Raw genomic sequence first — 25,666 nt, forward strand, 5'->3', positions numbered from 1 at the left:
GACGACTATAGAGAGAGCGGGAGGTTTTAACAGCGTGAGGGATATATTCAAAAGGATTTATGACCTGTATCATTATGACCTTTTTCAATTTTTATTTTATATGGTAAAAAATAGAGAGCAGGCAGAAGATCTCGTTCAAGAGGTCTATATAAAAGTTCTTCAATCCTATCAACGCTTTGAAGGTCGAAGCAGTGAGAAAACATGGCTTTTCTCAATAGCAAGACATGTCGCGATTGATTGGTTTCGTAAACAAAAAAGAACAGCAGATGGAAATGCCATAAGTGATGATACAGTTAAGTTTTTATTAAGGGATTATGCCCCATTGCCGGAAGAAGTGGCGATTCAAAATGAGCAAATAAAACTGATGTACCAGTGTATGGAGAATTGTACAGTTGATCAAAAATTAGTCTTAGTTTTGCGATATATTCAGTCATTTTCGATTTCTGAAACAGCGGAAGTCCTTGGCTGGACCGAAAGCAAGGTAAAAACGACACAGCATCGTGCTTTAAAGGTTTTAAAATCTTTAATGGAGGAAGTTAACGCAAAGGAGGGGATGACAAATGCATAAGTCAACATTTGATGAAGACCAGCTAGAAAAACTGTTGCAAAGCATGCCGAAAGTAAAGGATCATCAGGATCCCGAACAGCTTTTCGCAAAAATATCCTCTCGTTTAGATGAAGAGAACGTAGTTGAGAAAAAAATTGAAACAAAACGGACGAAACGTAAGAAAAAAATCTGGTTTCTACCATTGCTTGCTTCTATTAGCGCTGTAGCTATTATTGCCATTGTTGTTCCGTCATTCCTACATCAACAGGACAGTACAATGGAAAAAGAAAAAATAGAATCAAGGGAAGAGAAGACCGCTGAAGGTGTTAGAGGAGATCATGCGAAAAATTTCACAATGATGGCAAAAGAGGGTGAAGAGAGCCCGATAGCAAGAATGGTGATGACGCCCCAATCACATGTCATTACTGATTTGTTAGAAAATCAAGAGATCATTACAGTGGCCGTTCCCGACCCTAATGCCATGTTTGTTGTACCACTTAGCTTTATTGTTCCAAAAGACGCGGAGACAACAAAATTAGAACGTATTCAGAAGATTAAAGAGCATCTACATGAAGAAGAGTGGGGTTTATCGGGTTTTATTTTGGAAGGTGTTCGGTTTAGTGAGGAAAATGACGGCAAAAAGCTAATAATTAATGTACCTCGGGACCATCAGTTTGGGAACGGTTCAACAATGGAGACAATTTTTACGGAAACCGTCAAGGAAACTGCAAAAGGGATGGGATACGAGGTTGTTGAATTTCAAACAGATGGAAAACCTGGAATAGTGCTTGGGAATTTTGGAAAAATAACAAAAATCAATCTCACCAACCCAAATGCAAAAGAGATTTATTATACTTTCGAGCCAAACGGAGTTGGTCAGAAATTTTTAGTTCCTATTCAAATGGGTGATGATTTTAGCGGGGCCATAGAGGCGATGAAATTGCCAAATGAGCTAGGAATCGAGCAATTAAAGCCGTCCATCACAAAGGGTGTAAATTTCAAAAGCATTGTGTTTGACCAAAAGAAAAAAATTGCAACCATTGAATTTAGAGAGGGTACGAACATCGAAAATGACGAAAGTTCTTTATTGATGATTGAAGCGATTTTAATGACGGCTAAAGAATATGGTGCCCAAGTTGTTGAATTTAAGAATGGACCAGATTCCATTGGACCATATAACCTACTAAAACCTATAAATGTACCATTGGCCGTTAACCCAATGCCATACTAAATGAATAAAAGAGCTGAACCTTGTGTACGGGGCAGCTCTTTTATTTTTTTCAAAATATAGGTAAAATTCACAAAAATGTTAAAAAATAACAAGAAAGATTAAATTTGGTAACCTTATAATTGTTTAAGATAACATAAAAACCATCAAACAACGTGTTATCCATAATCAATAGAAGGAGTTGTTAAAATGAAAGCTTTTAAAAGGATTGGCACCGGGCTATTATTGATGGGGTTGCTTGTCGGGTGCAGTAGTAATGGAAATGGAGATCAAAAAGCGGTTGAAACATTAAAAGGAGAAAATCCGGTGGTTGACCAAGAATTGCAAGCTGTTATGGCAAAGTTCCAACCAATTGGTGAAATTCCTGTTCCAGCGGACAACCCTATGTCCGATGAAAAAGTGGAGCTTGGGAAAAAACTATTCTTTGATTCAAGACTATCAGGTAATAACAAACTCAGTTGTGTTTCGTGCCACGCAACGGGGGCTGGATATGGAGATAATAGACCAACATTTGTCGGCTTTGAGGGACATCAAGGTGCTCGCAATAGTCCAACAATCATAAATTCAGGCTATTATACTTCTAACTTTTGGGATGGACGTGCAGGTAGCTTAGAGGAGCAAGCGCTCGGTCCGATTCAATCCCAGTTCGAGATGAATCAAAATCTTGATGAATTGGTGACTGAGTTAAATGCTGTTCCTGCTTATGTAGATGAATTTAATAATGTATTTAATGAAAAGATTGCGGCTGAAAATATTGCAAAAGCCATTGCCGCATTTGAAAGAACGATTACAATTACTGATACAAGATTCGACCGTTTCTTAGCAGGCGAGACAAACGCTTTAAACAAACAAGAGATTGAAGGTATGAAGCTATTTGCCGGTAAAGCGAATTGTTTGTCTTGCCATGCAGGCCAAACACTTACGGATAACAGCTTCCATAATTTAGGTATGGAAGGTGATGATGGCCGATTTACGGTTACAAAACAAGAAGAGGATAAAGGTAAGTTCAAAACACCAGCATTAAGAGGTGTTGCTCATACTGGACCATTTATGCATAATGGTAGTCTCGCTACTCTAAAAGATGTTGTAAATTACTATAATGAGGGCGGGGGTAATCATCCGAATAAAGATCCATTAATAAAACCAATCAATTTAACAGATCAAGAAGTAAATTCACTTGTTGCATTCCTAGAATCTATGAGTGGTGAAGTTCCAGTCGTAGATGTACCTAAATTACCGTAAAATAAAAAAACCTCTCTGCTTCAAAAGCTGAGAGGTTTTTTATGTATTAATGAATTATTCGAATTTATTTGGATTACCATCAAATGGCTCTTCAGCAACTTTGATAGAGTCAGTTGGGCAACCTTCGAAAGCGTCCATCATGTCATCTACTAATACATCAGGAATTTCAACAATACCTTGGTTTTCGTCTAATGTTACAAATGCAATACCTTCATCATTGTAATCATAGATATCAGGCGCAGATGCACCACATGCACCACATGCAATACAAGTTTCTTGGTCAACAATAGTATACTTTGCCATGAAAAATACCTCCCACAAATTGTAAAAATAGTTTATATATCCTTTGAGCTTTCTTTCACACTCATAAACATTGTAAATCGCTTTGTTCAACTTTTCAATAGTAAAGTGCACTGATAATACTTTTCATAGAAGATGTTGCCCTTTCCAATTATTGAATTTCACCCTTTTTTCGTCATAATTTGATAAAATAATAATCAAAACAGGAAGAAAGGAATCGAAACCGTGGAACGATTTCGCTTTTTTTTAGTCTTATTTTGTCTAAATAAATTGAATGGCGAAAGAACGATTTATGCTATTTATCATTTACTTAATGGGAAAAAGTCTTCCCAAACTATTCAAGATGCAAAATTGTATAAATTAACGCCTTTTTTTCAAACGATGCAGCACCTTTCAAAAAAAGATATTGAAGATATTATTTTTCATCTTGAAACAAACGGCTATATAACTGTGACGAATAAGGATACATATATTGTGACTGAAAAAGGATATTTTTATTTAGAAAACTCTATGGAAAAATATCCAATTCCCGTTTATTTAAACGGATGGATTTACCAAAAGGAAGCTCAAGCCTTTTGGCAAAGGATTTCCCTTACCGTTCAAACTTTATCCTTTTTAAATTATGAGCAATCAGCTTTTAATCCTGTCATAAATGATGAAGATACACAGCACTGGGTTAAAAGCTACTTACGAGCAAGCAAAAATCGCTTATGTCTCGCAACTCAGCTTTATAAAGAGCTTCAGTCCATTTTAAAGCAATTGCCCCGGCTTCAGGCTGAAATATTCGTACTTCATCTAAGTGGTTTTCATCGAGTTGGCTATACAATTGAACAAATTGGCCGTTTTTTACGTGTAGATCATGAATATGCATTTATTCTTTTTCACTCTGTTCTTCATTTTATCATCCATACGGTTAACACGAATCCCGATCATTTTCGGCAGCTGTTATTATTTATTGAACAGAAAGAAGAGCTCATACCGCTGACGATGTCCGCAAAGAAAACATATGATTTACTAAAACAAAATTTTTCGATTACAGAAATCACGGTGATTCGTAACTTAAAAGAAAGTACGATAGAGGACCATATTGTAGAAATTGCGACAGAAGACAAGCACTTTACTATTGAACCATTTGTCTCTAAGAAGCTGCAGGAAAGAATTGCAAATCTTGTTCTTGAGCTTGGGACAAAACGCCTTAAACCTATTAGGGACGCATTAAATAATTCGGTAAGTTATTTTCAAATTCGTCTCGTACTCGGAAGGATGGAGAAATAAGTGGATTTGGAAAAAATATTAGAGGAGAAATTTCATTTTTCTACATTTAGACGAGGACAAAGGGAAATTATTCAAGATTTAACAGAAGAGAAAAATGTTGTGGCAATGTTGCCAACGGGGGCGGGTAAGTCGGTGTGCTATCAGCTGCCCGGATATATTCTGGAAGGAACGGTCCTGATTGTTTCCCCTTTGCTGTCATTGATGGAGGACCAGGTGCAACAGCTAAAAACGAGGGGAGAAAAAAATGTCGTTGGTCTTAACAGCTTCCTACCCTATTCAAAAAGAAAACAAGTACTCTGCAACTTACAGAAATATCGCTTTATTTACGCTTCACCCGAAATTCTACAATCGCCCGAAGTCATACATGCGTTGCAATCACTAAAAATCAGTTTATTTGTGATTGATGAGGCACATTGTATTTCACAGTGGGGTCATGAATTTAGAACGGATTATTTAAAGCTGGCTAATGTTAAAAGCAAAATCGGCAATCCGCCATGTTTAGCTCTAACGGCAACAGCAACGAAGGCGGTCCTTCATGATATCATTACGCAATTACAGCTTACGGCTGTATCGAAACATATTTATTCAATTGACCGCCCTAATATCGCATTAATGGTAAGACAGGTTCAATCTCTGGATGAAAAAATAAAAGCGACGGTTGATTATGTAAAAGCATTGCAAGGTCCGGGACTTATTTACTTTTCGAGCAGGATGTGGACAGAAGAAATGACAGTACAGCTTAAGAATAGCGGACTTGAACGGGTCGCATATTATCATGGCGGCTTAGAGAATAATGACCGGCTATTAATCCAACAGCAATTTATCCAGGACCAGTTGGATGTCATCTGTTGCACAAACGCATTTGGGATGGGCATCGACAAAGGTAATGTAAGATTTGTTATTCATTTCCACTATCCATCACAATTTGAATCCTATTTACAAGAAATCGGCCGAGCAGGAAGGGACGGTAAACCAAGTATCGCTATTTTATTGTATGAAAATGGTGACTATGAATTAGCGAAGAGCATTGTTCTTCATGATTTGCCAACTTATGATGAAGTGAATTCGCTTTTTATACATATCAAAGGAGAGCAAATTCATCAATCACTGCAAGCGCTTGAGCAGTTGATGACACAAAACTATGGTCTGTCAGAAATAAAATGGCGTTTTCTTAAATACCAACTTGAAACGCATGAGGTCTTCCTAAATGGAACAGTAAACCAGACTGTAAGTCTTGATACTGTTAAAACGAACATCTTAAAATTGATAGAGGAAAGAGTCCGTTTAAAGCAGCGAAATGTTGCTGATTTTAATAAGTGGATTCTAGCCAAGGATACTTGTCGGCGAGAAACACTTTTACAGAAATTTGAACAAACAATTGAGATCATTCCAGAAGAATGCTGTGATATTTGTAAATTTGATATTGAAAAATATATGAAAAACGAAAAAACTGAAAAAACATCGACGTATATTAACTGGGAGGAAGAATTAAAGTTACTATTTAAACAAAGTGGTGAATTGTAATGGTTAAACATCAGGCTGATTTAATTAAGGAAATGGATGATCGGGAGGTTCTCTTCCATCTCTATTTAACCCAAGTTATGATGATATTGGTAGCCCTTATCATTGGTTTCTTTTTATTTGCAAATATCGATGCTTTTTTCAAAATTTGGGAGTGGAATTTAAAAGAAATACTCCTTTTTGGCGGAGGAAGTGCTATTATTGTAGTAGCTATTGATGCTGTCTTAATGAAAATTTTACCGAAGCATATGTATGATGATGGTGGAGTCAACGAGAAGGTTTTCCAAAAAAGGCCTGTATGGCATATTACGATTATTTGTCTACTCGTAGCATTTTCTGAAGAGTTGTTTTTCCGCGGTGTCATCCAAACACATTTCGGTTTTTTAATCGCAAGCCTTGTCTTTGCTCTTCTCCATTTTCGTTATCTATTTAAGTGGGCTTTATTGGTGGTTGTCATTTCTCTAAGCTTTTATATTGGCTGGATTTATGTAATAACTGGAAATCTGCTTGTGACAATCTTTATGCATTTTGTGATTGATTTCGTGTTTGCATTAATAATTCGAAGAAAATATGTATGTGAAGTTTCAAACCAGAGGTGATCAAATGTCATCAAATCAAGATTCTATCGACCAAGCCGAGACTTTAAGAAAACAAATGGAAGAAAGTCCGCTTCCTAGCTCCAAACTAGAAGCCGAAGAAAAGGAGAATGGGGTTTCACCTCTGCCGCCAAGGAGCGAGGTGCATCGTAATAAGGAAAAGCAGAAAACAAAAATACGGTTACGTTTTCCTTTAGTACGATTGCTTACTTTAACATTTATTTTGATTGTTTGTTTAGTGGCTACCTACAACTTATGGAAAGATAATCTTCAATTGACAAATGCAAAGGTTGATGAGGAAGCAAAAGTAGTGGACAACTCTAACGATGATTCAAATATTGATGTTGTTGAAATGCAAGATCCAGAGAAGAAAGTTCAAGATGTCAAAGGTGCTGACACCGTGAATCAAACACCTCTGGCTGAAGATAAAAATAAAGGAAAGCAAACGCCAGAGGTTTCTCAGGAATCGGGAACTACCGAACCCCCTGTTGCTGCTACCGAAAGCACGAATGGTACTACTGTAAATACAAAATCTACAGTTACATCTAATCAGACTACAAAGGAGCGTATAGTCTATCACCGTGTAAAAACGGGAGAAAACTTATATCGTATATCCCTGAGATATTATCAAAGTAGAGTAGGGGAAGATATTATTAAGCGCGCCAATGGCTTGGATAGTGAAGGCACCGTGATGACTGGGCAATTATTAAAAATCCCATTGAAATAAAAAATACAAAAGGCTGTCCATTGGGCAGCCTTTTGTATTTCTTGCTTTTTAATCGTTCTATATGTCTGCCCAAATGAATAGATGTATTGTAGACGGCTTATTGGACGAGAAATGGGGTGGGCACATGGAGAATATGCGTCTCTATTTAGACGAAGTGGGACAGGTCATCATCCAAGACCTATGCAAATTAAAAACAAAATATGAAAAAAAAGAATCGGAGCTAAAACTTCTTAGAATGATGATGCTGATCTCTGCAGCAATTTTCATAGGATATGTGCTTATTTTTACAGTTTTACCTTTTCGTTTTCAGTATGGGGTGATGATTTCAAGGCTCATTAACGATGGTTATCATTATCTTTTCATTGCAGTCCTAGTTACACTTCATTTCCGCTTTAGGTTTATTGAAAAAAAGGCTGAAAAACTTGAAAAAGAATACAATGCACTTCGCTGTGAGGTTATTCAAAGATCGGAAGAACTGTGGCCGGAGGGGGAAAAAAGGGCAAAACGGCATCATTTCTTTAAACTGATGAAAGAAAAATATAAGATCAACCTCTATTATGAAAATGATTAATCTTTGTTATGAACATGAAGGGACCGATGATCTCAGCCCCTCCTGAGGTCGAAAGAGGTTAAAAATATTGTTTCTTTCCTCTTTCTTCTTTTAATATTTCTACAGCTTCTTTAAAGCGCTGAGAATGAATAATTTCCCGTTCTCTTAGAAAGCGCAGGCTGTCATTTATACATGGGTCATCTGATAAATTAATTAGCCATTGGTACGTTGCTCTCGCCTTTTCTTCAGCTGCGATATCTTCGTAGAGATCAGTAATCGGGTCCCCTTTTGCTTGGATATAAGTAACCGTAAATGGAACGCCGGCTGCATTATGATAAAATAATGCTTTATCATGGTCAGCGTAATGGCCATCCAGCCCAGCCGCTTTCATTTGGTCAGGCGTGGCGTCTTTTGTTAATTTGTAAACCATCGTTGCAATCATTTCTAAGTGGGCGAATTCCTCGGTGCCAATATCCGTTAGTAAACCGACTACTTTATCAGGTATTGAATATCTTTGATTTAAATAGCGCAACGCAGCAGCTAGCTCTCCATCAGCCCCACCATATTGTTCAATTAAAAATTTTGCCAGCATCGGGTTGCATTTACTTACTTTTACGGGATATTGCAATTTTTTTTCATAGATCCACATTCGTGATATTCCTCCCTCCGGTTTAGTTTAGTCGTGCGCTAAACGTGCGCTTCCGCTTCCTATCCAGTCCAGCTCCAGCGCACAGCGACTCGAAAACTTCGCTCATCTCCCTACGATAAGTCAACATCGGCTCGCTAGCTCGCAGTGTTTCCTATATCTCAGTCGATGCGCTCCAGTTTTTGCGTCGCTAAACGTGCGCATCCGCTTCCTATACTTGCCATGGCCATGGTGTATTATCCCAATCCCATGGATATCTTGAGTAGCTATGTCCGTATTGAAGTAAAGGGCCAAAACGGGCTTCATATTGTTTGGCTATTTGTTTTCTTTGTTGAGCGCATCGATTAAATTGTTCAATTGCTTGGTAATCCCGGGGGTGTGTATCTAGGTATAAGGTAAGTTCTACTAGAACAAAATCAATTGTCTGCAATTCTTCCAATAACGTGTAATAATCTTGCGGCAATTGTTTATGCATCGTCTCTTTCCTCCCTCATTGCCAATTCATGTGCGTTGAAATAAGGGTCATAAAAAGCGCACCAAAGTGTACCGGCATATAATGCGTCTTTAGGGTGGAATTGTTGTAATCCTGGGGGTTGAAAGTTTATATAAAGGTTAGGCGCGGTTACATACTGTTTACAAGTCATTGGCGGACAAGGATCGAAAGGGCTCACATAGGGGTACCAATTTTTCCGTAGCGTAAACATGGCATATTCCTCCTTTTTACATTGATAACATACAACGTCAATTCATTCTATGGATGCGGAAGGATGTCCTATGCCTTTTTTTATTTAGCCTTCTAAAATAATAATCAATGTCATACATATAAACATTATTTCTGCTCTCATTACATATTTCATAATGGGGGGGTTTCATGTTAAAAAAAATCCTAAAAAAAATCCTACTTCTCTTGTTTGCTGTTTTCTGTGGGTTATTGACGATTTCACTTTTGCCATTACATGATTTGATTGATCCTTCGTTTATCATGACCAATTTAATATTGAATCCGGTCCGCTTTTTTTGGGGAATGACGACCTTTATCATCACTGTTCTAGTATTATCAACGTTTATTAAGTCTGCAATTGAACACACCTTTTATTGGATGAAAGGGGAAAGCGGCTTTCATGCTTCTATCGTAATTGATTATGGTTCATTTGCTTGCTATCTTTTATTTTTCGAAAGATCATGGATGATTACAATTTTTCTCGTTATTTTTGCGGTCATTTTCGCAGTTTCTTCGCTTGAACTAAAAAAAGATATTTCAAAAGAAAGAAGCTATTAGCTTAAAGCAGCATTTACACAATAATTTCATTACACTATACTTGAGAAAATGGTGTTGACGGAGGAAGTCAAGGATGACTTTTGAGCAAGGAAAATATAATATGAAGGCCGTTACGAAGCTGCTTGGGATACAGTCGGGGACACTTAGGGCCTGGGAGCGGCGTTATAAAATTATTGCACCGGTTCGGAATGAGGCAGGTCATAGATTGTATACAGAAAAGCATGTTGAAATCTTAAGATGGTTAGTCAGCAAGGTGCAGGAAGGGTATACCATCAGTCAGGCAGTTGCACTATATGAGGAAAACGAAGAACAAATAAATAGAAAGGGTCAGCCGGAAATATCCCCTTTTGATCAATCTTTTCATCATAATAAGAGTCAGCTTTTACAAGCTCTATTAAAATTTGAAGAAGAACGCGCCCGTAAGATATTTAGCTATACGATTAGTTTATTTTCAATTGAATGGGGTGTTATTGAATTAATAACCTCGATATTTACTGAAATGAAAATGTTAAAGGAACAACATAAAATATCTAGTGCCCATGAGCAATTTATTTATAATTTTATGCGCACAAAAGTGGGTGCTATCTTACAAAATATGCCATGTGATAGTGTGCTACCGAAAGCAATACTAGTCTCAGGACCAAATGAAGCGCATGAACTGGGTCTGCTTTTGTTTACACTATTTTTAAAGTGGAAGGGATATCATGTCATTTATTTAGGGACAAGCGTACATGGAGAGGATCTTCTTAGCATGTTGAACGAAATAAACCCGGAGTTTTTATTTATTTCATTTACAATGGTTAATGTTGAAAGTACCTCACAAATGATAGAGAAGATAACGACTAATCATCCTGAGATTCATTTAGGAATAGGCGGAAAGGCGGTACCATCTTTAATACGCCAGCTGAAGAAAGGGTATCAACAATATTTAATAGGCCCAACTAAGACTGAATGGGAAAAGTGGCTAGGAAAATGGGCAATCCAGTAAGGTAAACAAAATGCTTGTCTTGAAGCTTCATTTAAGTGTAAGATTAGGTTTAAAAATATTACACAATATGAACCATCTTTAATAACAAACATATAGTAATGTAAGGATGTTTGGGAGTTGATGGTAAGGGAGGGTAGCTCATGAGGCTAGAGCGTTTAAATTATAATAAAATAAAAATCTTTCTAACTTTTGATGACTTGACAGAACGTGGTTTGACAAAGGATGACTTATGGCATGATAGTCAGAAAGTTCATCAACTCTTTCGTGATATGATGAGTGAGGCCAGCGATGAACTAGGTTTCGAAGCAGATGGTCCGATAGCGATTGAAGTTTACTCTCTTCAGGCTCAAGGGATGGTCATTATTGTGACGAAGGATTTATCTGTTGACGATGAAGATGAGGAATTCAATGATGAATATATAGAAATGCAAGTGACCGTTGACGAAAGTGATGATATTTTTTATGAGTTTCAAACACTGGAGGACATCATTTCATTAAGTTCTAGATTGCATATTTTAGGAATTGACGGAGGAAAGCTCTATTCTTTTCAAGACCATTTTTATTTAGAATTGCAAGAAGACGAGCTGAATGGGCAGTTGACAGAAAATATTATTTCCATCTTATCTGAATTTGGGACACCTGCGACCATTACAATCTACAGAGTAATTGAATATGGAAAGGAACTAATGAAAGAAAATGCGGTTCTCCAAATCTACAACTTTTTTATAAATAAAAACGCTTAAAATTAAAATAAATGAAAGAGGCTGTTTTCTAGCCTCTTTTTCTATTGTCTTCGTTTTATCAAGTGGTATGATAATGAAATAGGCACTTATCTAGAACAACAGAATACGATACATAACATAGGTGCAAATTACTAAAGAGGCAATAGAGCCTAAAATTTAGCAAGGAGTGGAAACGCAATTATGAAAGTCGCTGTATTATATGGGGGAACATCAGGGGAGCGCGAAGTTTCACTATCTTCTGGTAAAGGAATCATGAATGCCTTACAAAAGAAAGGTCATGAAGTGATCGGAATTGATTTTAACCCAAGTAAAATAAATGAATTATTAACATTAGATGTAGATGTTGTTTTTTTAGGATTACATGGACGCTTCGGTGAGGATGGCAGAATTCAGGGGCTTTTAGATATGCTTAATATTCCATATGTAGGCTCAGGTGTATTAGGGTCGGCTCTTGCAATGAATAAAGTAAAAGCAAAAAGAATCTTGGAACGGGAAGGCTTACGCGTTGCTAAAGACCAAACGTTAAACGTGGCAACATTTAATCGTGAAGCTTTTCAATTTACGCTCACCTATCCGGCAGTCGTTAAACCTGCCAGTGAAGGTTCTACGATTGGTTTAACAATAGCTAACAATGAACAAGAGTTGCTATCGGGAATTGAAGAAGGTTTTAAACATGATGATGATATTTTAATTGAAGAGTTTATTGATGGCATGGAAGTAACGGTGGCGGTTTTAGGTGAAAAAGGAAAAGAGCGGGCATTGCCTGTAATCGAAATTGTTCCGAAAAATAAATTTTATGATTATGAAGCAAAGTATGCCCCTGGCATGAGCGACCACATTATTCCTGCCCGGGTTGATGCAGAAATTACGGCTTATCTGCAAAAGAATGCGGTATTGGCTCATCAATCTTTGGATTGTAGAACCTATTCGCGGACGGATTTTATTGTACCTTATGATGGAAGCACACCTGTACTACTAGAGGTTAATACATTGCCTGGTATGACTCCGACAAGTCTATTCCCGGATGCGGCCCGTGAAATAGGCTTATCCTATGAGGACATGATTGAAAGGTTGATAGAATTAACCTTAAAATAGAGGATAAAATCATTGCATGGAATATCCTGAAAAGTATACTATATTAGTATATGTAAAAAATAACCGTAGATCATTATTGACGAATTTTTTAGGGGGTAAATTTTCATGGTAGCCGATAAAGCAGGAATCGGGAATGAAGATAAACTAGATGTCTTGAAATCGACACAAATAGTTATTAAAAATGCATTAGATAAACTCGGTTATTCAGAAGAATTTTATGAACTGCTTAAGGAACCTTTGCGAATGATGACAGTAAGAATTCCTGTCCGAATGGATAATGGATCCATTAAAATATTTACAGGTTACCGTGCGCAACATAATGACGCTGTCGGTCCTACCAAAGGTGGGGTTCGTTTTCATCCGGGCGTAACAGAAAAAGAAGTGAAGGCACTTTCCATTTGGATGAGTTTAAAATGCGGTATCGTTGATTTACCATATGGGGGAGGTAAAGGCGGTATTATTTGCGATCCTCGTGGTATGTCTTTCAGAGAACTGGAGAATTTAAGCCGCGGCTATGTACGGGCAATTAGCCAGATTGTTGGACCGACAAAAGATATTCCGGCTCCAGATGTATTCACAAATTCTCAAATCATGGCATGGATGATGGATGAATATAGTCGCATTGATGAATTTAACAATCCGGGCTTTATCACCGGAAAACCGCTCGTGCTTGGAGGTTCACATGGACGCGAATCTGCAACTGCCAAAGGCGTAACGATTTGTATATATGAAGCCATAAAGAAAAAAGGTATAGATTTAAAGGGAGCTAAAGTTGTCGTGCAGGGGTTTGGAAACGCAGGAAGTTTCTTAACGAAATTTATGCATGATGCTGGTGCGAAGGTGATTGGAATTTCAGATGCATACGGCGCCCTTCATGATCCAAATGGACTTGATATTGATCATCTTCTAGACCGCCGTGATAGCTTTGGAACAGTAACAAAACTATTTAAGAACACGATTACTAACAAAGAACTGTTAGAACTTGATTGTGATATTTTGGTTCCTGCTGCAATTGAAAATCAAATAACAGAAGAAAATGCCAATAATATTAAAGCAAAGGTTATTGTTGAAGCGGCAAATGGCCCAACGACATTAGAAGCAACGAAGATTTTAACAGACCGTGGCATTTTACTTGTTCCTGATGTTCTTGCAAGTGCTGGTGGAGTTACGGTTTCCTATTTTGAATGGGTTCAAAATAACCAAGGCTATTATTGGTCTGAGGAAGAAGTGGAAGAAAAGCTCCAAAAAGTTATGGTAAGAGCTTTTAACAATGTTTACGATACGGCGCAAACTAGAAAAATTGATATGAGATTAGCAGCCTATATGGTAGGCGTGCGAAAGATGGCCGAAGCATCCCGATTCAGAGGATGGATATAACATCAATGAAAAAAAACGGAATCCTCGTGAATAACGAGGATTCTTCTATTTGAGGAGGAGACGTTATGAACAAAGAAGAGATCATTATAGTAGGTGGAGGACCTTGTGGATTGGCAGCGGCCATTGCTCTAAAAGATCAAGGCTTTCACCCACTTGTGATTGAAAAAGGAAATATCGTTAATGCTGTCTATCAATATCCTACCCACCAAACCTTTTTTAGCACGAGCGAAAAACTTGAAATTGGTGATGTAGCATTTGTTTCGGAGCATCGTAAGCCGACAAGAAATCAAGCATTATGTTATTATCGCGAAGTTGTTAAACGCAAAGCGCTTCGTGTTAATACATTTGAGCGTGTCAAGAAAGTAGAAAAAAGAGCCGATCAACAGTTTATTGTTAAAACAACTATGAAAAACGGCAAGACAAATACATATGGAGCAAAATATATTGTTATAGCAACCGGTTATTATGACAATCCTAATTACATGAATGTCCCTGGAGAAGATTTGCAAAAGGTGATGCATTACTTTAAAGAAGCGCATCCCTTCTTTAATACCGATGTAGCCATCATTGGCGGAAAAAACTCGGCTGTCGATGCTGCACTTGAACTTCATAAAGCTGGTGCAAAAAGTATTACGGTATTATATCGTGGCAGTGAATTTTCAGGAAGCATTAAACCGTGGATTTTACCGGAGTTCGAATCACTCGTTCGCCAGGAATATATAAAAATGGAGTTCAACGCGATTGTGAAAGGAATTACAGAAGAGGCCATTACTTATACTGTAAAAGGCGAAGAAAAACAAATCAACAATGATTATGTATTTGCAATGACAGGCTATAAACCAGACCATGCCTTCTTAGAAGAAATGGGAGTAGGTGTAGATGAGGAAACTGGGCGTCCCCTTTTTAATCCGGAGACGATGGAGACGAATGTTCCGGGCATCTTTATTGCTGGTGTCATTGCTGCAGGTAACAATGCGAATGAAATTTTTATTGAAAATGGCCGATTTCATGGAGGATTCATTGCTCATTTTTTAAGCGGAAAAAAGTAAAGGGTGAAGACTTTGAAAAAGAAAGTGGCGTTAATTACAACAGGTGGGACAATTGCCAGTAAAGAAATATCAAAAGGGCTCTTAAATTCGGGTGCCATGACTGGTGAGGAATTGGCTGCATTGTGTCTTTTGCCAGAGGACATTGAAGTGAAAATCGTTGATTGTCTGCAAAAGCCTAGTATGCATATTGATTTTTCATTGATGCTAAAAATCAGACAGGACATTCTTGAAGAGTTAAAAGATGACTCACTTTGCGGTGTTGTTGTTACCCATGGGACGGACTCTTTAGAGGAAACAGCTTATTTTCTAGATTTAACCATAAATGATCCGCGTCCAATCGTTGTAACAGGCTCGCAGCGTTCCCCACAGGATATAGGGACGGACGTCTATTCCAATCTTAGAAACTCAATTTATGCGGCTGTTAATCAAGAGCTGAAAAACGCCGGAGTAGTTGTTGTATTTAACGAACGAATTTATTCAGCGAAATATGTTAAAAAGGTTCATGCATCAAATATTCAAGGGTTTGAATCATTTGGCTACGGCTACCTCGGCATTATTGATCATGACATCGTTAGTATTTACCAAAAGCCGATTAGTAAAGATAATTATACGATTACAAAACAAATTCCGCGTGTCGATATTATTAAATGTTATTCTGGTGGGGATGGAACGTTTATTGATGCAGCAGTGGGGGCCGGAGCAAAAGGCATCATTCTGGAAGGTGTCGGTCGGGGCCAAGTGGCACCTCTTATGATGAATTCAATAATAAATGCGGTATCCTCGGGGCTAGTTATTGTGGTCACGACAAGTGCAGAGGAAGGAAAGGTTTACCCTGCTTATGGGTATCATGGTAGCGCTTATGATTTACAAAAAAATGGCGTGATCTTGGGTGAGGATTACGATAGTAAAAAGGCTAGAATAAAATTAGCGGTTTTATTAGCATCAATCGAACATGTTAGTCAAGCCAATTTCAAGTAATAAACAATAACTCCAATACATTTTTCAATAAACATCCTTTCCGAGGAGCTGTGTCTCATGATACCATTAGGAATATAAATCTTGCTTTATAAGAAAGGATTATTCTTTAAAAATGTTAGCGATCATTTCAAGTGGAATAGCACCTGGTTTGGCATTGCTCTCTTACTTTTATTTAAGAGATAAGTTTGAAGCTGAGCCGCTTAGTTTGGTTTTTCGAACGATTATATATGGGGCTTTGCTTGTCTTTCCGATTATGTTTATTCAATATGCCTTTATGAGTGAAGGGGTTTTACAAAGCAATTGGAAAAATGCTTATATTTTGTCAGGGCTCTTGGAAGAATTTTTTAAATGGTTTATTTTATATTTTGCAGTTTTTCAAAATACAGAATTTAATGAGCGTTATGATGGGATTATTTATGGTGTATCTGTTTCATTAGGTTTTGCCACAGTTGAAAATATATTATATTTATTTGCCAATGGGGTGGAGTTTGCATTTGGCAGAGCTCTTTTGCCTGTTTCAAGCCATGCTCTCTTTGGCGTGGTCATGGGCTTTTATTTGGGGATTGGGAAATTCGCTCCACCGGAAAAGAAAAAGATGTGGCTTGTACTCTCTTTACTTATTCCTTTTTTCCTTCACGGAACATATGATTATATTTTATTAACAGTCAAACAATATTGGCTTTATATTATGGTACCTTTTATGGTTCTATTATGGATTAGTGCTTTACGGAAAGTGAAAGAAGCGAATCAATTGGATGAGCCAAAAAACGTGCCATTATTTGAGCACAATAATAATGTATCGCAATAAAAAACGGGGCTGACAGTTTAGAGGTTAGCCCCGTTTTTTCTATGCATAAAATGTTAATTTAAACAGAAAATACATATAGCTAAATTCCTATAAGGAGGATTGCGGTTATATGTGTTACAAACCATTCATTAGATTTTTGTTAATACTGACGCTCTTGGTGGGTACACTTTCAGCTACTACAAATAGGCAAAATGTGGATGCCTTTAGCAATCAAGTGATTCAAAAAGGAGCAGTGGGGACTGATGTTATTGAATTGCAAGCGAGGCTTCAATATTTAGGATATTACCATGGGAAAATAGATGGAGTATTTGGGTGGGGTACATATTGGGCATTAAGAAATTTTCAGGAAAAATTCGGTTTGCCGGTAGATGGTCTTGCTGGTCAAACGACAAAACAAAAATTAGTGAATGCATCAAAATATGATAAGGATTATGTTGAAAATAGCGTGCAGCAAGGGAAAAGCTTTACGTATTACGGCGGTACACCAAAAGAAAATCAAGTAAGTAACAAACAGTCTAGATCCCAAAGTAAACAAGCTGATAAGCCGAGCGCAGTAAATATGCCAAATGGCTTTTCACAAAATGATATTAAGCTGATGGCGAACGCCGTTTATGGTGAATCAAGAGGGGAGCCGTATGTTGGACAAGTAGCTGTAGCAGCTGTGATTTTGAACAGAATTGATAGCCCGTCGTTTCCTAATACAATCTCAGGTGTCATTTTCGAACCGGGCGCTTTCACAGCCGTTGCCGATGGTCAAATATGGCTGACTCCAAACGAAACAGCAAAAAAGGCTGTTATTGATGCTATTAATGGCTGGGATCCTACGGGAAATGCTATCTATTATTTTAATCCCGCTACGGCTACATCGCCATGGATTTGGAGTAGGAAACAAATTAAAAAAATTGGAAATCATATTTTCTGTATGTAAAGAGGGGTGATTACTTTTGCTTCGCGTAATATTATTAGTTTTTTTCGGCTTGCTTGTAATTGGAACAGGGTTTTGGGGTTATCAGGAGCATCAAGAGAAAAACGCCATTTTGATTCATGCAGAAAATAACTACCAACGCGCCTTTCATGATTTAACCTATCAAGTTGACCTTTTGCAAGATAAAATTGGGACGACTTTAGCAATGAATTCAAGAACACAGCTTTCACCGGCATTAGCGGATGTATGGAGAATAACCTCAACAGCCCACACGGATGTTGGCCAATTGCCGCTGGCACTCTTGCCATTTAATAAGACTGAGGAATTTCTATCAAAGATAGGAGATTTTTCCTATAAAACCGCGGTACGTGATTTGGATAAGGAGCCGTTAACTGATGGCGAATATAAAACATTGCAGCAATTATATAATCATGCAACCGAAATCCAGCAAGAATTAAGAAAAGTTCAAAACCAGGTTATTGAAAATAATCTGAGGTGGATGGATGTTGAACTGGCATTAGCTTCTGAAAAAGAAAATATAGATAACACGATTATCGATGGGTTTAAAACGGTTGAGAAAAATGTCGAAGAATATTCGGAAAGTAATTTTGGTCCGGAATTTACACAGATGAATGCTAAGAAGGATAATAATTTTCAGTATTTGAAAGGAGAAGAAATTTCAAAAGAAGAGGCAGTCAATGCTTCAAAGAAATTTCTGCGGCTAAACGGAAATGCAAATATTGATGTTTCTGAAAATGGGGATGGGTCAAATTATGGATTTTACAGCTTAGTCATAAGTCCTAATAATGAGAATACGGAAATTTATATGGATATCACGAAAAAAGGCGGCTTCCCAATTTGGGTGCTTAATCACCGTGAAGTAAATGGGCAGAAAATTAGCTTAAACGACGCGGCTGAGAGGGCGAAAAAATATTTAAATGCCGAAAACTTTAAAGATTTACAGCTTTTTGAAAGTGCCCAATATGATTCTGTCGGTGTTTTTACCTTCGTTGCTACCCAGGACAACGTAAGAGTTTATCCAGATTCGATTCGGATTAAAGTAGCACTGGATAATGGTGATATCATTGGTTTTTCGGCCAATGATTACTTAATGGCACATCGTAAGCGGACCATTCCAAAAGTACAAATATCTTTAGACCAAGCCTTGAAAAAGGTAAATCCATCAGTAAAAGTCATGGAAAACCGTTTGGCGATTATCAACGATGATTTAGGAGAGGAAGTTCTTTGTTATGAAATAATAGGTACGATTCATAACGATACTTATCGAATCTATGTTAATGCGTTGGATGGCTCTGAGGAAAAGGTTGAAAAGTTAAAGAATGCAGAGCCGCTTTATGATCAGCTATAATGGTTACCCTAGATGAAAGGAAAAGTCAGCGATTAGACTTTTCCTTTTTTTTGTTCCATGAGATAATAATGAAATGAGTAGCATCTTAGACGGAGGGGACTAGTTTGCTAAGTATCGGGGATACGCTTTACATTGAATTAAAAAATTCGGATGAACCTGAAACATTTAAATGTAAATTGGTTGATCGAAAGGGGAACCAAGTTTATATTGACTATCCTGTTAGTGAAAAAACGGGGAGGGCTGTATTTTTTTTAGATGGAACGGAAATTAAAGTTTCCTTTTATGCAAAGGATCAGGTTATTTACATGTTTGATTCGGAGATTGTTGGTCGAAAAAAGGAAAACATACCAATGATGATTATTAGCTATCCAGGACAGGACAAGCTCATTCGAATCCAAAGGAGAGAGTACGTTCGCATTGATGCTACAGTGGATCTTGCTGTACATCCGCTTAATGATGATTTTAATCCATTTACAACGATCACAGTTGATATTAGTGCAGGTGGTGCGGCCATTATTCTTCCTCCAAACCATAACTTTAAGCCCCAAACTGAATTACTATGTTATTTAGTACTACCTTTAACGAATGGTGAATATTTTTATATAAAGACATGCGCTAAAATTATTAGAATTATCTATGGTACAATGGGTAGTAGAGATAAGGCGCCGATTCAATTTATCGATTTAAATGAAGCACAAGTTCAACAGATTACTCGTTATTGCTTTGAACGGCAATTAAGTGATCGAAAAAGAGGACGATAATGCATATTTCTTAATTCTGGAGAGATACTAACCAAAAAATGGTTGGTGTTGCAGATGAAAATGGTTGAAAAATATATATATAAATTTGTAATCCTGCATCTAATCTTTTTAATTATTGGTCAATGGTTACTTTCTAATCATAATCTGGCACCTTATTTAAGTAAAATCATCTACTACGAAGGTGTCATGAAGGATCAGTACTCGGAGATAATTGAAACAATGAACAGATAATGCGCAGGGGGTACCTGCCTTTTTTTATTGTAGCTCATTCCTAATAAAGACAACAATTAGAGGTGAAATCATGCGTAAAATTAAAGTTGCTATTGATGGGCCCGCAGCTGCAGGAAAGAGTACTGTAGCAAAGGCTGTGGCTGAAAGGTGTTCTTTTATATACATAGATACCGGTGCAATGTACCGTGCCCTTACATATAAAGCATTAAAAAATAAAATTGAATTAGAGGACGAAGAGAAATTAGTCGATTTGCTAATACATACTGATATCAAGCTTGAATCAGCTGTTCAGGGTGGAAAAGTCATTGTTGACGGCGTAGATGTTTCAAAGGAAATTCGCGATAATGAAGTAACAAATCATGTATCGATTGTATCAAAACATAGCGGTGTTCGAGAGTTAATGGTAGAAATGCAAAAGCGGCTTGCTGAGAGCGGGGGTGTTGTCATGGACGGTCGTGATATTGGCACTCACGTTATGCCGGATGCTGAAGTTAAAATTTTCATGATCGCCTCTGTAGAAGAACGAGCAAATAGAAGATTTACAGAAAATTTACAAAAGGGAATTCAAACAGATTTAGAGAAATTAAAAGAGGAGATTTCTTTACGAGACAAATTAGATTCAGAGAGAGAAGTGGCACCTCTAAAAAAAGCAAACGATGCTATCGAGATTGATACAACTTCCCTTTCCATCGATCAAGTAATTGATAAGATTATTCAGATTATCGAAAGAAGGAGTTGAGACTATGGGGCTTTATAGGTTTGGAAGAGCACTTTGTGCTATATACCTTAAATCTCTATACAAAATTGAAATTGTCGGTATGGAGAATATCCCGAAAGATGGTGGAGTCCTACTCTGCAGTAATCATATATCAAACAATGATCCTCCACTAGTAGGAGTTTCATGTCCAAGGGACATTAGCTTTATGGCAAAGGAAGAGCTTTTTAGAATGCCGATTATGAAAAATATTATGCATAGTATAGATGCCTTTCCTGTAAAGCGGGGGATGAGTGATCGGAATGCCTTAAAGGCTGGTCTTTCATTGTTAAAAGAAGGAAAAGTGTTAGGATTGTTTCCTGAAGGAACGAGAAGCAAAACGGGGGAATTAGGGCAGGGCCTCGCAGGTGCTGGATTTTTCGCACTACGATCAAATGCCGTAGTTGTTCCTTGTGCAATTATTGGTCCTTATAAAAATTTCAGCAAGATAAAGATTGTCTATGGAAAACCGATTGATTTTGAAGCAGTGCGGGCAAATAAATTATCTGCTCAAGAAGCAACAGATATCATTATGGATTCCATCCGTGAATTGATTGATAATAACCGATAACATGATGCAATCTACTTGACAAAATGTATCGTTTATTGGAAGTTATAAAAAAGATTGTTTTTCTTTATTATGTGGATTGAGGAGGGTTTTATATGTCAGAGGAAATGAATCAAAATTTAGAAGTTAAATCTTTTGCAGTCGGGGATACTGCGAATGGTAAGGTGACTAAAGTAGAGGATAAACATGTATTGGTTGACATTGGTTATAAAGTTGAAGGCATTGTGCCAATTAGTGAGCTTTCCAGTCTGCATATCGAGAAGGCTGGCGATGTTGTAAATGTGGACGATGAGCTAACACTTAAGGTAATAAAAGTAGATGAGGAAGAAATCATTCTTTCTAAAAAAGCAGTCGATGCTGAAAAAGCATGGGAAGGGCTTGAGAAAAAGTTTGAGACTGGAGAAGTGTTTGAAGCTGAAGTAAAAGATGTTGTAAAAGGCGGTTTAGTTGTCGATATTGGTGTACGCGGCTTTATTCCTGCCTCATTAGTTGAACGGCACTTTGTGGAAGACTTCTCAGACTATAAAGGTCGTACTTTAACAATAAAAGTGGTTGAGCTTGATCGTGAAAAAAATCGCGTCATCCTCTCCCACCGTGCTGTACTTGATGATGAAATTGCGTCAAAAAAACATCAGACCATTGATTCATTACAAGTGGGCCAAGTTTTAGATGGAACGGTGCAACGATTAGCTGATTTTGGCGTTTTTGTTGATATTGGAGGTATTGATGGGTTAGTACATATTTCCCAACTTGCACACCATCATGTAGAAAAGCCATCAGATGTTGTTGAAGAAGGTCAGAAAGTAAAAGTTAAAGTTCTTGCTATTGACAAAGATAATGAGAGGATTTCGTTGTCTGTTAAAGATACTTTACCTGGACCTTGGGATGTTATTCAACTTAAATCTGGTGATGTTGTTGAAGGAATAGTTAAACGCTTGGTAAACTTTGGGGCATTCGTAGAAGTAGCTCCAAGTGTTGAAGGACTTGTTCATATTTCGCAAATCTCGAACCGCCATATTGCCACACCACATGAAGTTTTAAAAGAAGGCGAAAAGGTTAAAGTAAAAATATTAGATATTAATAAAGAGAATCAAAGAATTTCTCTTAGCATCAAAGAATTATTGGAAGAAGATCCAAAAGAAGATTATAAAGCATATCAACAAACAGAAGACTCAACTGGTTTTTCTTTAGGTGATATGATTGGGGACCAGCTGAAAAAACTAAAATAGTAAAGAAGTGATGTTACGTGAAGAGAGCTGAACGAAAAATACAGCATTTACAGCATGCTCTTGCAATTAAACGAAAGCATGATAATGGATTAAATGACGTTCAATTTGTTCACCATAGCATCCCGGAGCTTTCCATTGATGATGTGTCCATAAGCACGAAAATAGGCGAACTTATTTTAAGTTCGCCTATTGTTATCAATGCAATGACTGGGGGCGGCGGTGAGAAAACCGAGGAAATTAATCGCCGGCTGGCAAGGGTTGCAAAGGAATGCGGTATTGCGATGGCGGTCGGTTCACAAATGGCTGCAATAAAGGATGAACAAGAAATTAAATCGTACCAAATCGTGCGCGATGAAAATCCGGACGGACTGGTCCTGGCAAATCTCGGGAGTGAGGCAACGCTTGAACAGGTAAAACGGGCGATTGATATGGTCCAAGCAAATGCCTTGCAAATCCATTTGAATATAATTCAAGAGTTAACGATGCCGGAAGGGGACCGTAATTTTAGCGGAACACTATCAAGATTAGAAAAGATAGCAACAAATCTGGAGCTACCGATTATTGTGAAAGAAGTAGGCTTTGGAATAAGCCGCGAAACTGTTCGAAAGCTCATTGATGCCGGCATTTCTATCATAGATGTTGGTGGATTTGGTGGGACAAATTTTGCGGAAATTGAAAATCGCCGGAGAAAAGAAAGCCTACCTTTCTTTAATCAGTGGGGCATTTCCACTGCAGCTTCCATCGTTGAGGTCCGTTCAGTATCCCCTTCACTTTCTGTCATTTCATCGGGAGGACTAAAAGACGCTGCTGATATTGCTAAATCAATTGCTCTAGGGGCATCTGCAGCAGCATTTGCTGGAAGGTTTTTGGAGGTTTTAATGACCGATGGCGAGGAAGCCTTGATTAATGAAATTAACATCATCAAAGAGCATATAAGGCTAATGATGATAGCTTTAGGTGTGAGAACAATAAATGAGTTACAAAAGGTGCCGATTATCATTAGTGGGAAAACCCATCATTGGCTTCAGGAGCGCAGCATAGATACAAAGGTATATAGCAATCGACATAGTTAAAAGAAAAGAAGGATCAGAGCGAAGCAGATCCTTCTTTTCTTACTTATTTATTTATTTATTTAATTCTCTAGAAGCTTCTGGTCCTTCAAGTATCGTTGCCCCTTTGTTATGTAACTCAGGGTCTCTGTCAGATGCCACCTTTTTTGATTCCCTTAGTTTCTTTTCTTGACGATCTTTTCCCATTTTATTACTCCTTTCTATTTTTACTCTTTTATAATATTTAACTTTTTGTTCTCCTTTATGCCCCTAAAAGCTCCAAACGCCTTAAAGAATGAAATCCATTTAATTGAGTCATAATGAGTAGTGGTGGTGATTTTGTGGAAGGAATTTATTTTTATTGGTTTTCTTGGCTTGGCTGGGTTTTTACAACGTTTTTAATGAATAAAAGTAAGCAAAGGACGATACTGAGCTTTGTTCTTTTGTTAGTAATTGCAGTGAGTGATCACGTTTTACGTGGAGGAGGCTACACCTTTCGTGCTTCATTTTTGCTATTATTATTGTTTTCTTTTGTTTTGCTATCAAAATCAAAGGGTTTACATTTAGGTTATCATCTCATTTGCTCGCTTATTATTTCTATTGGCTATACCTGCTTTCAGCTCTTTGAATTATTTGATCCTGTATGGCTTATTTTTGATAGGAAATGGATGCTCTCTTTCGTTATTCTTTATTTAATCCTAATGCTTGCAAAAGATTTCTATTATCGCGCCAGTGTTGCCATTAGTGGTGTGTGTAACGGTGAATTATTGTATTCTTTTATATTAAAAAAGTTTTCTTTCAAAGTTGAAATTGGAGGCTTTTTATTTTTAGATGCACTAGCAGTAATAATCTTTTCTATTGCCGCTTGGAGTTTGTTTGAAAAAATGGGGCAATTCTTTGAGGCTAATTTTCAAAAAGGAAAGGCAAGGAGGATGCAATAATGCATGAATTTACATACCCGATTATATTTGGAGTCGTGGTTGGGACGATTGCAAGGCTTTATATGCTAAGAACAGATTACAGGCAGTATCCAACCTATTTGCATGGAAGGATTATACATATTGCAACTGGTTTTATTGCAGCGGCATTGGGAACTGTGGCAATTCCGTCAATTATGAAACAAGAATTTACAGCAATTACCTTTTTGGCGCTAGCTGCCTCACAGTTTCGTGAGGTTCGTAATATGGAACGGACAACGCTACAAGCACTTGATGAGCTCGAACTAGTACCGCGTGGAAAGACGTATATTGAGGGCATCGCGATTGCATTTGAAGGACGCAACTACATCGTTATTTTGACTTCCTTTATAACAACACTGACTTTTATCACGATTAATTGGTGGGCAGCGGTCATTGCAGGCATTATTTGTCTATTGATTGCGAAAAAGTTAATGTCAGGTGGCAAACTTAAGGACATTGTTGACATTGAAGAACATGAACTGCATTTTGAAGAAGCAGGGCTGTTAATTGATAATATTTATATTATGAATGTCGGTTTGCCTGAACGCCAAGAGGAAATTTTGAAATATGGGATGGGTTTTATCTTAAAACCAAAAAGCTTTAATGTGAGGCCAACGATTGCAAACCTTGGTCAACGGCAAGCAATCCTTCATGATATTTCGATTGCATTGGGTATATACCGTGATTCCGGCACACCGGCATTAGTTCCAATCGCTAAGCGGGATCTTGACGATGGTCGTGTTGCCGTTTTTGTCTTACCGCAAATAAGAGAAGTGGAAAAAGCGATAAGGGTCATAGGTCATGTCCCGATATTAGAAAACGCGATCAGATTACCTAATGAATCAGTCGCCAATAAGAGGGGATGAATAAGA

The 25,666-nt window shown here is 37.6% G+C and carries 31 protein-coding genes; 26 read left to right on the forward strand and 5 right to left on the reverse strand.

The window, feature by feature from the left end:
- Nucleotides 1-34 precede the first annotated feature (34 nt).
- The 3 genes from sigX to ACNQFZ_RS17835 all read left to right on the forward strand — a co-directional run bounded on the left by sigX (nucleotide 35) and on the right by ACNQFZ_RS17835 (nucleotide 3,017).
- Nucleotides 35-568: an RNA polymerase sigma factor SigX gene (sigX, locus tag ACNQFZ_RS17825; RefSeq protein WP_458412649.1), complete on the forward strand. Its 534-nt coding sequence runs from the start codon at nucleotides 35-37 to the stop codon at nucleotides 566-568.
- Complete coding sequence (locus ACNQFZ_RS17830) at nucleotides 561-1,778, forward strand: hypothetical protein (protein ID WP_458412650.1); 1,218 nt, start codon at nucleotides 561-563, stop codon at nucleotides 1,776-1,778. The genes sigX and ACNQFZ_RS17830 overlap by 8 nt, the downstream gene beginning before the upstream one ends.
- Before the next feature lie 186 nt (nucleotides 1,779-1,964).
- Complete coding sequence (locus ACNQFZ_RS17835; RefSeq protein WP_458412651.1) at nucleotides 1,965-3,017, forward strand: cytochrome c peroxidase; 1,053 nt, start codon at nucleotides 1,965-1,967, stop codon at nucleotides 3,015-3,017.
- Nucleotides 3,018-3,071: 54 nt separating this feature from the next.
- On the opposite strand, the gene ACNQFZ_RS17840 is transcribed toward ACNQFZ_RS17835, so the two are convergent.
- Nucleotides 3,072-3,320 (reverse strand): ferredoxin, encoded by a 249-nt coding sequence (locus ACNQFZ_RS17840; protein WP_458412652.1) that lies wholly within the window; start codon nucleotides 3,318-3,320, stop codon nucleotides 3,072-3,074.
- Nucleotides 3,321-3,542: 222 nt separating this feature from the next.
- On the opposite strand from ACNQFZ_RS17840, the gene ACNQFZ_RS17845 reads away from it, so the two are divergent.
- The 5 genes from ACNQFZ_RS17845 to ACNQFZ_RS17865 all read left to right on the forward strand — a co-directional run bounded on the left by ACNQFZ_RS17845 (nucleotide 3,543) and on the right by ACNQFZ_RS17865 (nucleotide 8,007).
- On the forward strand, nucleotides 3,543-4,592 hold the full coding sequence (locus ACNQFZ_RS17845; RefSeq protein ID WP_458412653.1) for a helix-turn-helix domain-containing protein: 1,050 nt from the start codon (nucleotides 3,543-3,545) through the stop codon (nucleotides 4,590-4,592).
- On the forward strand, nucleotides 4,593-6,116 hold the full coding sequence (locus ACNQFZ_RS17850) for a RecQ family ATP-dependent DNA helicase (RefSeq protein ID WP_458412654.1): 1,524 nt from the start codon (nucleotides 4,593-4,595) through the stop codon (nucleotides 6,114-6,116).
- Complete coding sequence (locus ACNQFZ_RS17855) at nucleotides 6,116-6,712, forward strand: CPBP family intramembrane glutamic endopeptidase (protein ID WP_458412655.1); 597 nt, start codon at nucleotides 6,116-6,118, stop codon at nucleotides 6,710-6,712. The genes ACNQFZ_RS17850 and ACNQFZ_RS17855 overlap by 1 nt, the downstream gene beginning before the upstream one ends.
- A 4-nt stretch (nucleotides 6,713-6,716) precedes the next feature.
- Nucleotides 6,717-7,436 carry a LysM peptidoglycan-binding domain-containing protein gene (locus tag ACNQFZ_RS17860; protein WP_458412656.1) on the forward strand — a complete coding sequence of 240 codons (720 nt, stop codon included), beginning with the start codon at nucleotides 6,717-6,719 and terminating at the stop codon, nucleotides 7,434-7,436.
- Between the two features lie 124 nt (nucleotides 7,437-7,560).
- Nucleotides 7,561-8,007: a DUF2663 family protein gene (locus ACNQFZ_RS17865; protein WP_458412657.1), complete on the forward strand. Its 447-nt coding sequence runs from the start codon at nucleotides 7,561-7,563 to the stop codon at nucleotides 8,005-8,007.
- 58 nt (nucleotides 8,008-8,065) lie between these two features.
- On the opposite strand, the gene ACNQFZ_RS17870 is transcribed toward ACNQFZ_RS17865, so the two are convergent.
- The 3 genes from ACNQFZ_RS17870 to ACNQFZ_RS17880 form a co-directional block, all read right to left on the reverse strand.
- Entirely contained in the window at nucleotides 8,066-8,635 is a 570-nt protein-coding gene (locus ACNQFZ_RS17870) for a manganese catalase family protein (RefSeq protein WP_458412658.1), read from the reverse strand.
- 208 nt (nucleotides 8,636-8,843) lie between these two features.
- Complete coding sequence (locus ACNQFZ_RS17875; RefSeq protein WP_458412659.1) at nucleotides 8,844-9,107, reverse strand: spore coat protein CotJB; 264 nt, start codon at nucleotides 9,105-9,107, stop codon at nucleotides 8,844-8,846.
- Nucleotides 9,100-9,336, reverse strand: a complete 237-nt coding sequence (locus ACNQFZ_RS17880) for a spore coat associated protein CotJA (protein WP_458412660.1) — start codon at nucleotides 9,334-9,336, stop codon at nucleotides 9,100-9,102. The genes ACNQFZ_RS17875 and ACNQFZ_RS17880 overlap by 8 nt, the downstream gene beginning before the upstream one ends.
- A 167-nt stretch (nucleotides 9,337-9,503) precedes the next feature.
- On the opposite strand from ACNQFZ_RS17880, the gene ACNQFZ_RS17885 reads away from it, so the two are divergent.
- The 16 genes from ACNQFZ_RS17885 to fni all read left to right on the forward strand — a co-directional run bounded on the left by ACNQFZ_RS17885 (nucleotide 9,504) and on the right by fni (nucleotide 23,859).
- Nucleotides 9,504-9,911, forward strand: a complete 408-nt coding sequence (locus tag ACNQFZ_RS17885) for a hypothetical protein (protein WP_458412661.1) — start codon at nucleotides 9,504-9,506, stop codon at nucleotides 9,909-9,911.
- Nucleotides 9,912-9,984: 73 nt separating this feature from the next.
- Nucleotides 9,985-10,899 carry a MerR family transcriptional regulator gene (locus tag ACNQFZ_RS17890; protein WP_458412662.1) on the forward strand — a complete coding sequence of 305 codons (915 nt, stop codon included), beginning with the start codon at nucleotides 9,985-9,987 and terminating at the stop codon, nucleotides 10,897-10,899.
- A gap of 140 nt (nucleotides 10,900-11,039) precedes the next feature.
- Nucleotides 11,040-11,642, forward strand: a complete 603-nt coding sequence (locus ACNQFZ_RS17895) for a genetic competence negative regulator (RefSeq protein WP_458412663.1) — start codon at nucleotides 11,040-11,042, stop codon at nucleotides 11,640-11,642.
- Between the two features lie 180 nt (nucleotides 11,643-11,822).
- Nucleotides 11,823-12,737, forward strand: a complete 915-nt coding sequence (locus ACNQFZ_RS17900) for a D-alanine--D-alanine ligase family protein (protein WP_458412664.1) — start codon at nucleotides 11,823-11,825, stop codon at nucleotides 12,735-12,737.
- Between the two features lie 105 nt (nucleotides 12,738-12,842).
- The gene (locus ACNQFZ_RS17905; RefSeq protein ID WP_458412665.1) at nucleotides 12,843-14,114 is read left to right on the forward strand and encodes a Glu/Leu/Phe/Val family dehydrogenase; all 1,272 of its coding nucleotides are present in this window, start codon (nucleotides 12,843-12,845) and stop codon (nucleotides 14,112-14,114) included.
- A 65-nt stretch (nucleotides 14,115-14,179) separates the two neighbouring features.
- Nucleotides 14,180-15,163 (forward strand): YpdA family putative bacillithiol disulfide reductase, encoded by a 984-nt coding sequence (locus ACNQFZ_RS17910; RefSeq protein WP_458412666.1) that lies wholly within the window; start codon nucleotides 14,180-14,182, stop codon nucleotides 15,161-15,163.
- A gap of 12 nt (nucleotides 15,164-15,175) precedes the next feature.
- Nucleotides 15,176-16,141 (forward strand): asparaginase, encoded by a 966-nt coding sequence (locus tag ACNQFZ_RS17915; protein ID WP_458412667.1) that lies wholly within the window; start codon nucleotides 15,176-15,178, stop codon nucleotides 16,139-16,141.
- Between the two features lie 112 nt (nucleotides 16,142-16,253).
- Nucleotides 16,254-16,949, forward strand: coding sequence for a glutamic-type intramembrane protease PrsW (gene prsW, locus ACNQFZ_RS17920; protein WP_458412668.1), 696 nt, complete (start codon nucleotides 16,254-16,256; stop codon nucleotides 16,947-16,949).
- A 109-nt stretch (nucleotides 16,950-17,058) separates the two neighbouring features.
- Nucleotides 17,059-17,877: a spore cortex-lytic enzyme gene (gene sleB, locus ACNQFZ_RS17925; RefSeq protein WP_458412669.1), complete on the forward strand. Its 819-nt coding sequence runs from the start codon at nucleotides 17,059-17,061 to the stop codon at nucleotides 17,875-17,877.
- Between the two features lie 16 nt (nucleotides 17,878-17,893).
- Complete coding sequence (ypeB, locus tag ACNQFZ_RS17930) at nucleotides 17,894-19,243, forward strand: germination protein YpeB (protein WP_458412670.1); 1,350 nt, start codon at nucleotides 17,894-17,896, stop codon at nucleotides 19,241-19,243.
- A gap of 104 nt (nucleotides 19,244-19,347) precedes the next feature.
- Nucleotides 19,348-20,004, forward strand: coding sequence for a flagellar brake protein (locus ACNQFZ_RS17935; RefSeq protein ID WP_458412671.1), 657 nt, complete (start codon nucleotides 19,348-19,350; stop codon nucleotides 20,002-20,004).
- Nucleotides 20,005-20,058: 54 nt separating this feature from the next.
- The gene (locus ACNQFZ_RS17940) at nucleotides 20,059-20,235 is read left to right on the forward strand and encodes a YpfB family protein (protein WP_458412672.1); all 177 of its coding nucleotides are present in this window, start codon (nucleotides 20,059-20,061) and stop codon (nucleotides 20,233-20,235) included.
- 67 nt (nucleotides 20,236-20,302) lie between these two features.
- Nucleotides 20,303-20,974: a (d)CMP kinase gene (gene cmk, locus ACNQFZ_RS17945; protein WP_458415439.1), complete on the forward strand. Its 672-nt coding sequence runs from the start codon at nucleotides 20,303-20,305 to the stop codon at nucleotides 20,972-20,974.
- Between the two features lie 4 nt (nucleotides 20,975-20,978).
- Nucleotides 20,979-21,560, forward strand: coding sequence for a lysophospholipid acyltransferase family protein (locus ACNQFZ_RS17950; RefSeq protein WP_458412673.1), 582 nt, complete (start codon nucleotides 20,979-20,981; stop codon nucleotides 21,558-21,560).
- 92 nt (nucleotides 21,561-21,652) lie between these two features.
- A complete protein-coding gene (gene rpsA / locus ACNQFZ_RS17955; RefSeq protein WP_458412674.1) occupies nucleotides 21,653-22,786 on the forward strand; it encodes a 30S ribosomal protein S1 in 1,134 nt (377 codons plus the stop codon).
- A gap of 17 nt (nucleotides 22,787-22,803) precedes the next feature.
- Nucleotides 22,804-23,859: a type 2 isopentenyl-diphosphate Delta-isomerase gene (gene fni, locus ACNQFZ_RS17960; RefSeq protein WP_458412675.1), complete on the forward strand. Its 1,056-nt coding sequence runs from the start codon at nucleotides 22,804-22,806 to the stop codon at nucleotides 23,857-23,859.
- 51 nt (nucleotides 23,860-23,910) lie between these two features.
- Here fni and ACNQFZ_RS17965 read toward each other — a convergent pair whose 3' ends face one another.
- The gene (locus tag ACNQFZ_RS17965; protein WP_458412676.1) at nucleotides 23,911-24,042 is read right to left on the reverse strand and encodes a YpzI family protein; all 132 of its coding nucleotides are present in this window, start codon (nucleotides 24,040-24,042) and stop codon (nucleotides 23,911-23,913) included.
- 134 nt (nucleotides 24,043-24,176) lie between these two features.
- Here ACNQFZ_RS17965 and ACNQFZ_RS17970 point away from each other — a divergent pair, with 134 nt between their 5' ends.
- Entirely contained in the window at nucleotides 24,177-24,776 is a 600-nt protein-coding gene (locus tag ACNQFZ_RS17970) for a YphA family membrane protein (protein WP_458412677.1), read from the forward strand.
- Nucleotides 24,776-25,660, forward strand: coding sequence for a YIEGIA family protein (locus tag ACNQFZ_RS17975; protein ID WP_458412678.1), 885 nt, complete (start codon nucleotides 24,776-24,778; stop codon nucleotides 25,658-25,660). Before ACNQFZ_RS17970 ends, ACNQFZ_RS17975 begins: the two co-directional genes overlap by 1 nt.
- Nucleotides 25,661-25,666 lie beyond the last annotated feature (6 nt).

Source organism: Schinkia acidoalkalinis, from assembly GCF_054301215.1.

Excerpts from the sequence above, each read along its gene's own strand:
- ACNQFZ_RS17965 (WP_458412676.1), bottom strand. The coding sequence starts at position 24,042 with ATGGGAAAAGATCGTCAAGAAAAGAAACTAAGGGAATCAAAAAAGGTG.
- ACNQFZ_RS17900 (WP_458412664.1), top strand. The coding sequence starts at position 11,823 with ATGAAAGTCGCTGTATTATATGGGGGAACATCAGGGGAGCGCGAAGTT.
- ACNQFZ_RS17870 (WP_458412658.1), bottom strand. The coding sequence starts at position 8,635 with ATGTGGATCTATGAAAAAAAATTGCAATATCCCGTAAAAGTAAGTAAA.
- ACNQFZ_RS17950 (WP_458412673.1), top strand. The coding sequence starts at position 20,979 with ATGGGGCTTTATAGGTTTGGAAGAGCACTTTGTGCTATATACCTTAAA.
- ACNQFZ_RS17865 (WP_458412657.1), top strand. The coding sequence starts at position 7,561 with ATGGAGAATATGCGTCTCTATTTAGACGAAGTGGGACAGGTCATCATC.
- sleB (WP_458412669.1), top strand. The coding sequence starts at position 17,059 with ATGTGTTACAAACCATTCATTAGATTTTTGTTAATACTGACGCTCTTG.
- ACNQFZ_RS17840 (WP_458412652.1), bottom strand. The coding sequence starts at position 3,320 with ATGGCAAAGTATACTATTGTTGACCAAGAAACTTGTATTGCATGTGGT.
- ACNQFZ_RS17880 (WP_458412660.1), bottom strand. The coding sequence starts at position 9,336 with ATGTTTACGCTACGGAAAAATTGGTACCCCTATGTGAGCCCTTTCGAT.
- ACNQFZ_RS17855 (WP_458412655.1), top strand. The coding sequence starts at position 6,116 with ATGGTTAAACATCAGGCTGATTTAATTAAGGAAATGGATGATCGGGAG.
- ACNQFZ_RS17905 (WP_458412665.1), top strand. The coding sequence starts at position 12,843 with ATGGTAGCCGATAAAGCAGGAATCGGGAATGAAGATAAACTAGATGTC.
- rpsA (WP_458412674.1), top strand. The coding sequence starts at position 21,653 with ATGTCAGAGGAAATGAATCAAAATTTAGAAGTTAAATCTTTTGCAGTC.
- ACNQFZ_RS17830 (WP_458412650.1), top strand. The coding sequence starts at position 561 with ATGCATAAGTCAACATTTGATGAAGACCAGCTAGAAAAACTGTTGCAA.
- ACNQFZ_RS17875 (WP_458412659.1), bottom strand. The coding sequence starts at position 9,107 with ATGCATAAACAATTGCCGCAAGATTATTACACGTTATTGGAAGAATTG.
- ACNQFZ_RS17940 (WP_458412672.1), top strand. The coding sequence starts at position 20,059 with ATGAAAATGGTTGAAAAATATATATATAAATTTGTAATCCTGCATCTA.
- ACNQFZ_RS17910 (WP_458412666.1), top strand. The coding sequence starts at position 14,180 with ATGAACAAAGAAGAGATCATTATAGTAGGTGGAGGACCTTGTGGATTG.
- ACNQFZ_RS17835 (WP_458412651.1), top strand. The coding sequence starts at position 1,965 with ATGAAAGCTTTTAAAAGGATTGGCACCGGGCTATTATTGATGGGGTTG.
- ACNQFZ_RS17885 (WP_458412661.1), top strand. The coding sequence starts at position 9,504 with ATGTTAAAAAAAATCCTAAAAAAAATCCTACTTCTCTTGTTTGCTGTT.
- ACNQFZ_RS17895 (WP_458412663.1), top strand. The coding sequence starts at position 11,040 with ATGAGGCTAGAGCGTTTAAATTATAATAAAATAAAAATCTTTCTAACT.
- ACNQFZ_RS17890 (WP_458412662.1), top strand. The coding sequence starts at position 9,985 with ATGACTTTTGAGCAAGGAAAATATAATATGAAGGCCGTTACGAAGCTG.
- ACNQFZ_RS17860 (WP_458412656.1), top strand. The coding sequence starts at position 6,717 with ATGTCATCAAATCAAGATTCTATCGACCAAGCCGAGACTTTAAGAAAA.
- prsW (WP_458412668.1), top strand. The coding sequence starts at position 16,254 with ATGTTAGCGATCATTTCAAGTGGAATAGCACCTGGTTTGGCATTGCTC.
- ACNQFZ_RS17975 (WP_458412678.1), top strand. The coding sequence starts at position 24,776 with ATGCATGAATTTACATACCCGATTATATTTGGAGTCGTGGTTGGGACG.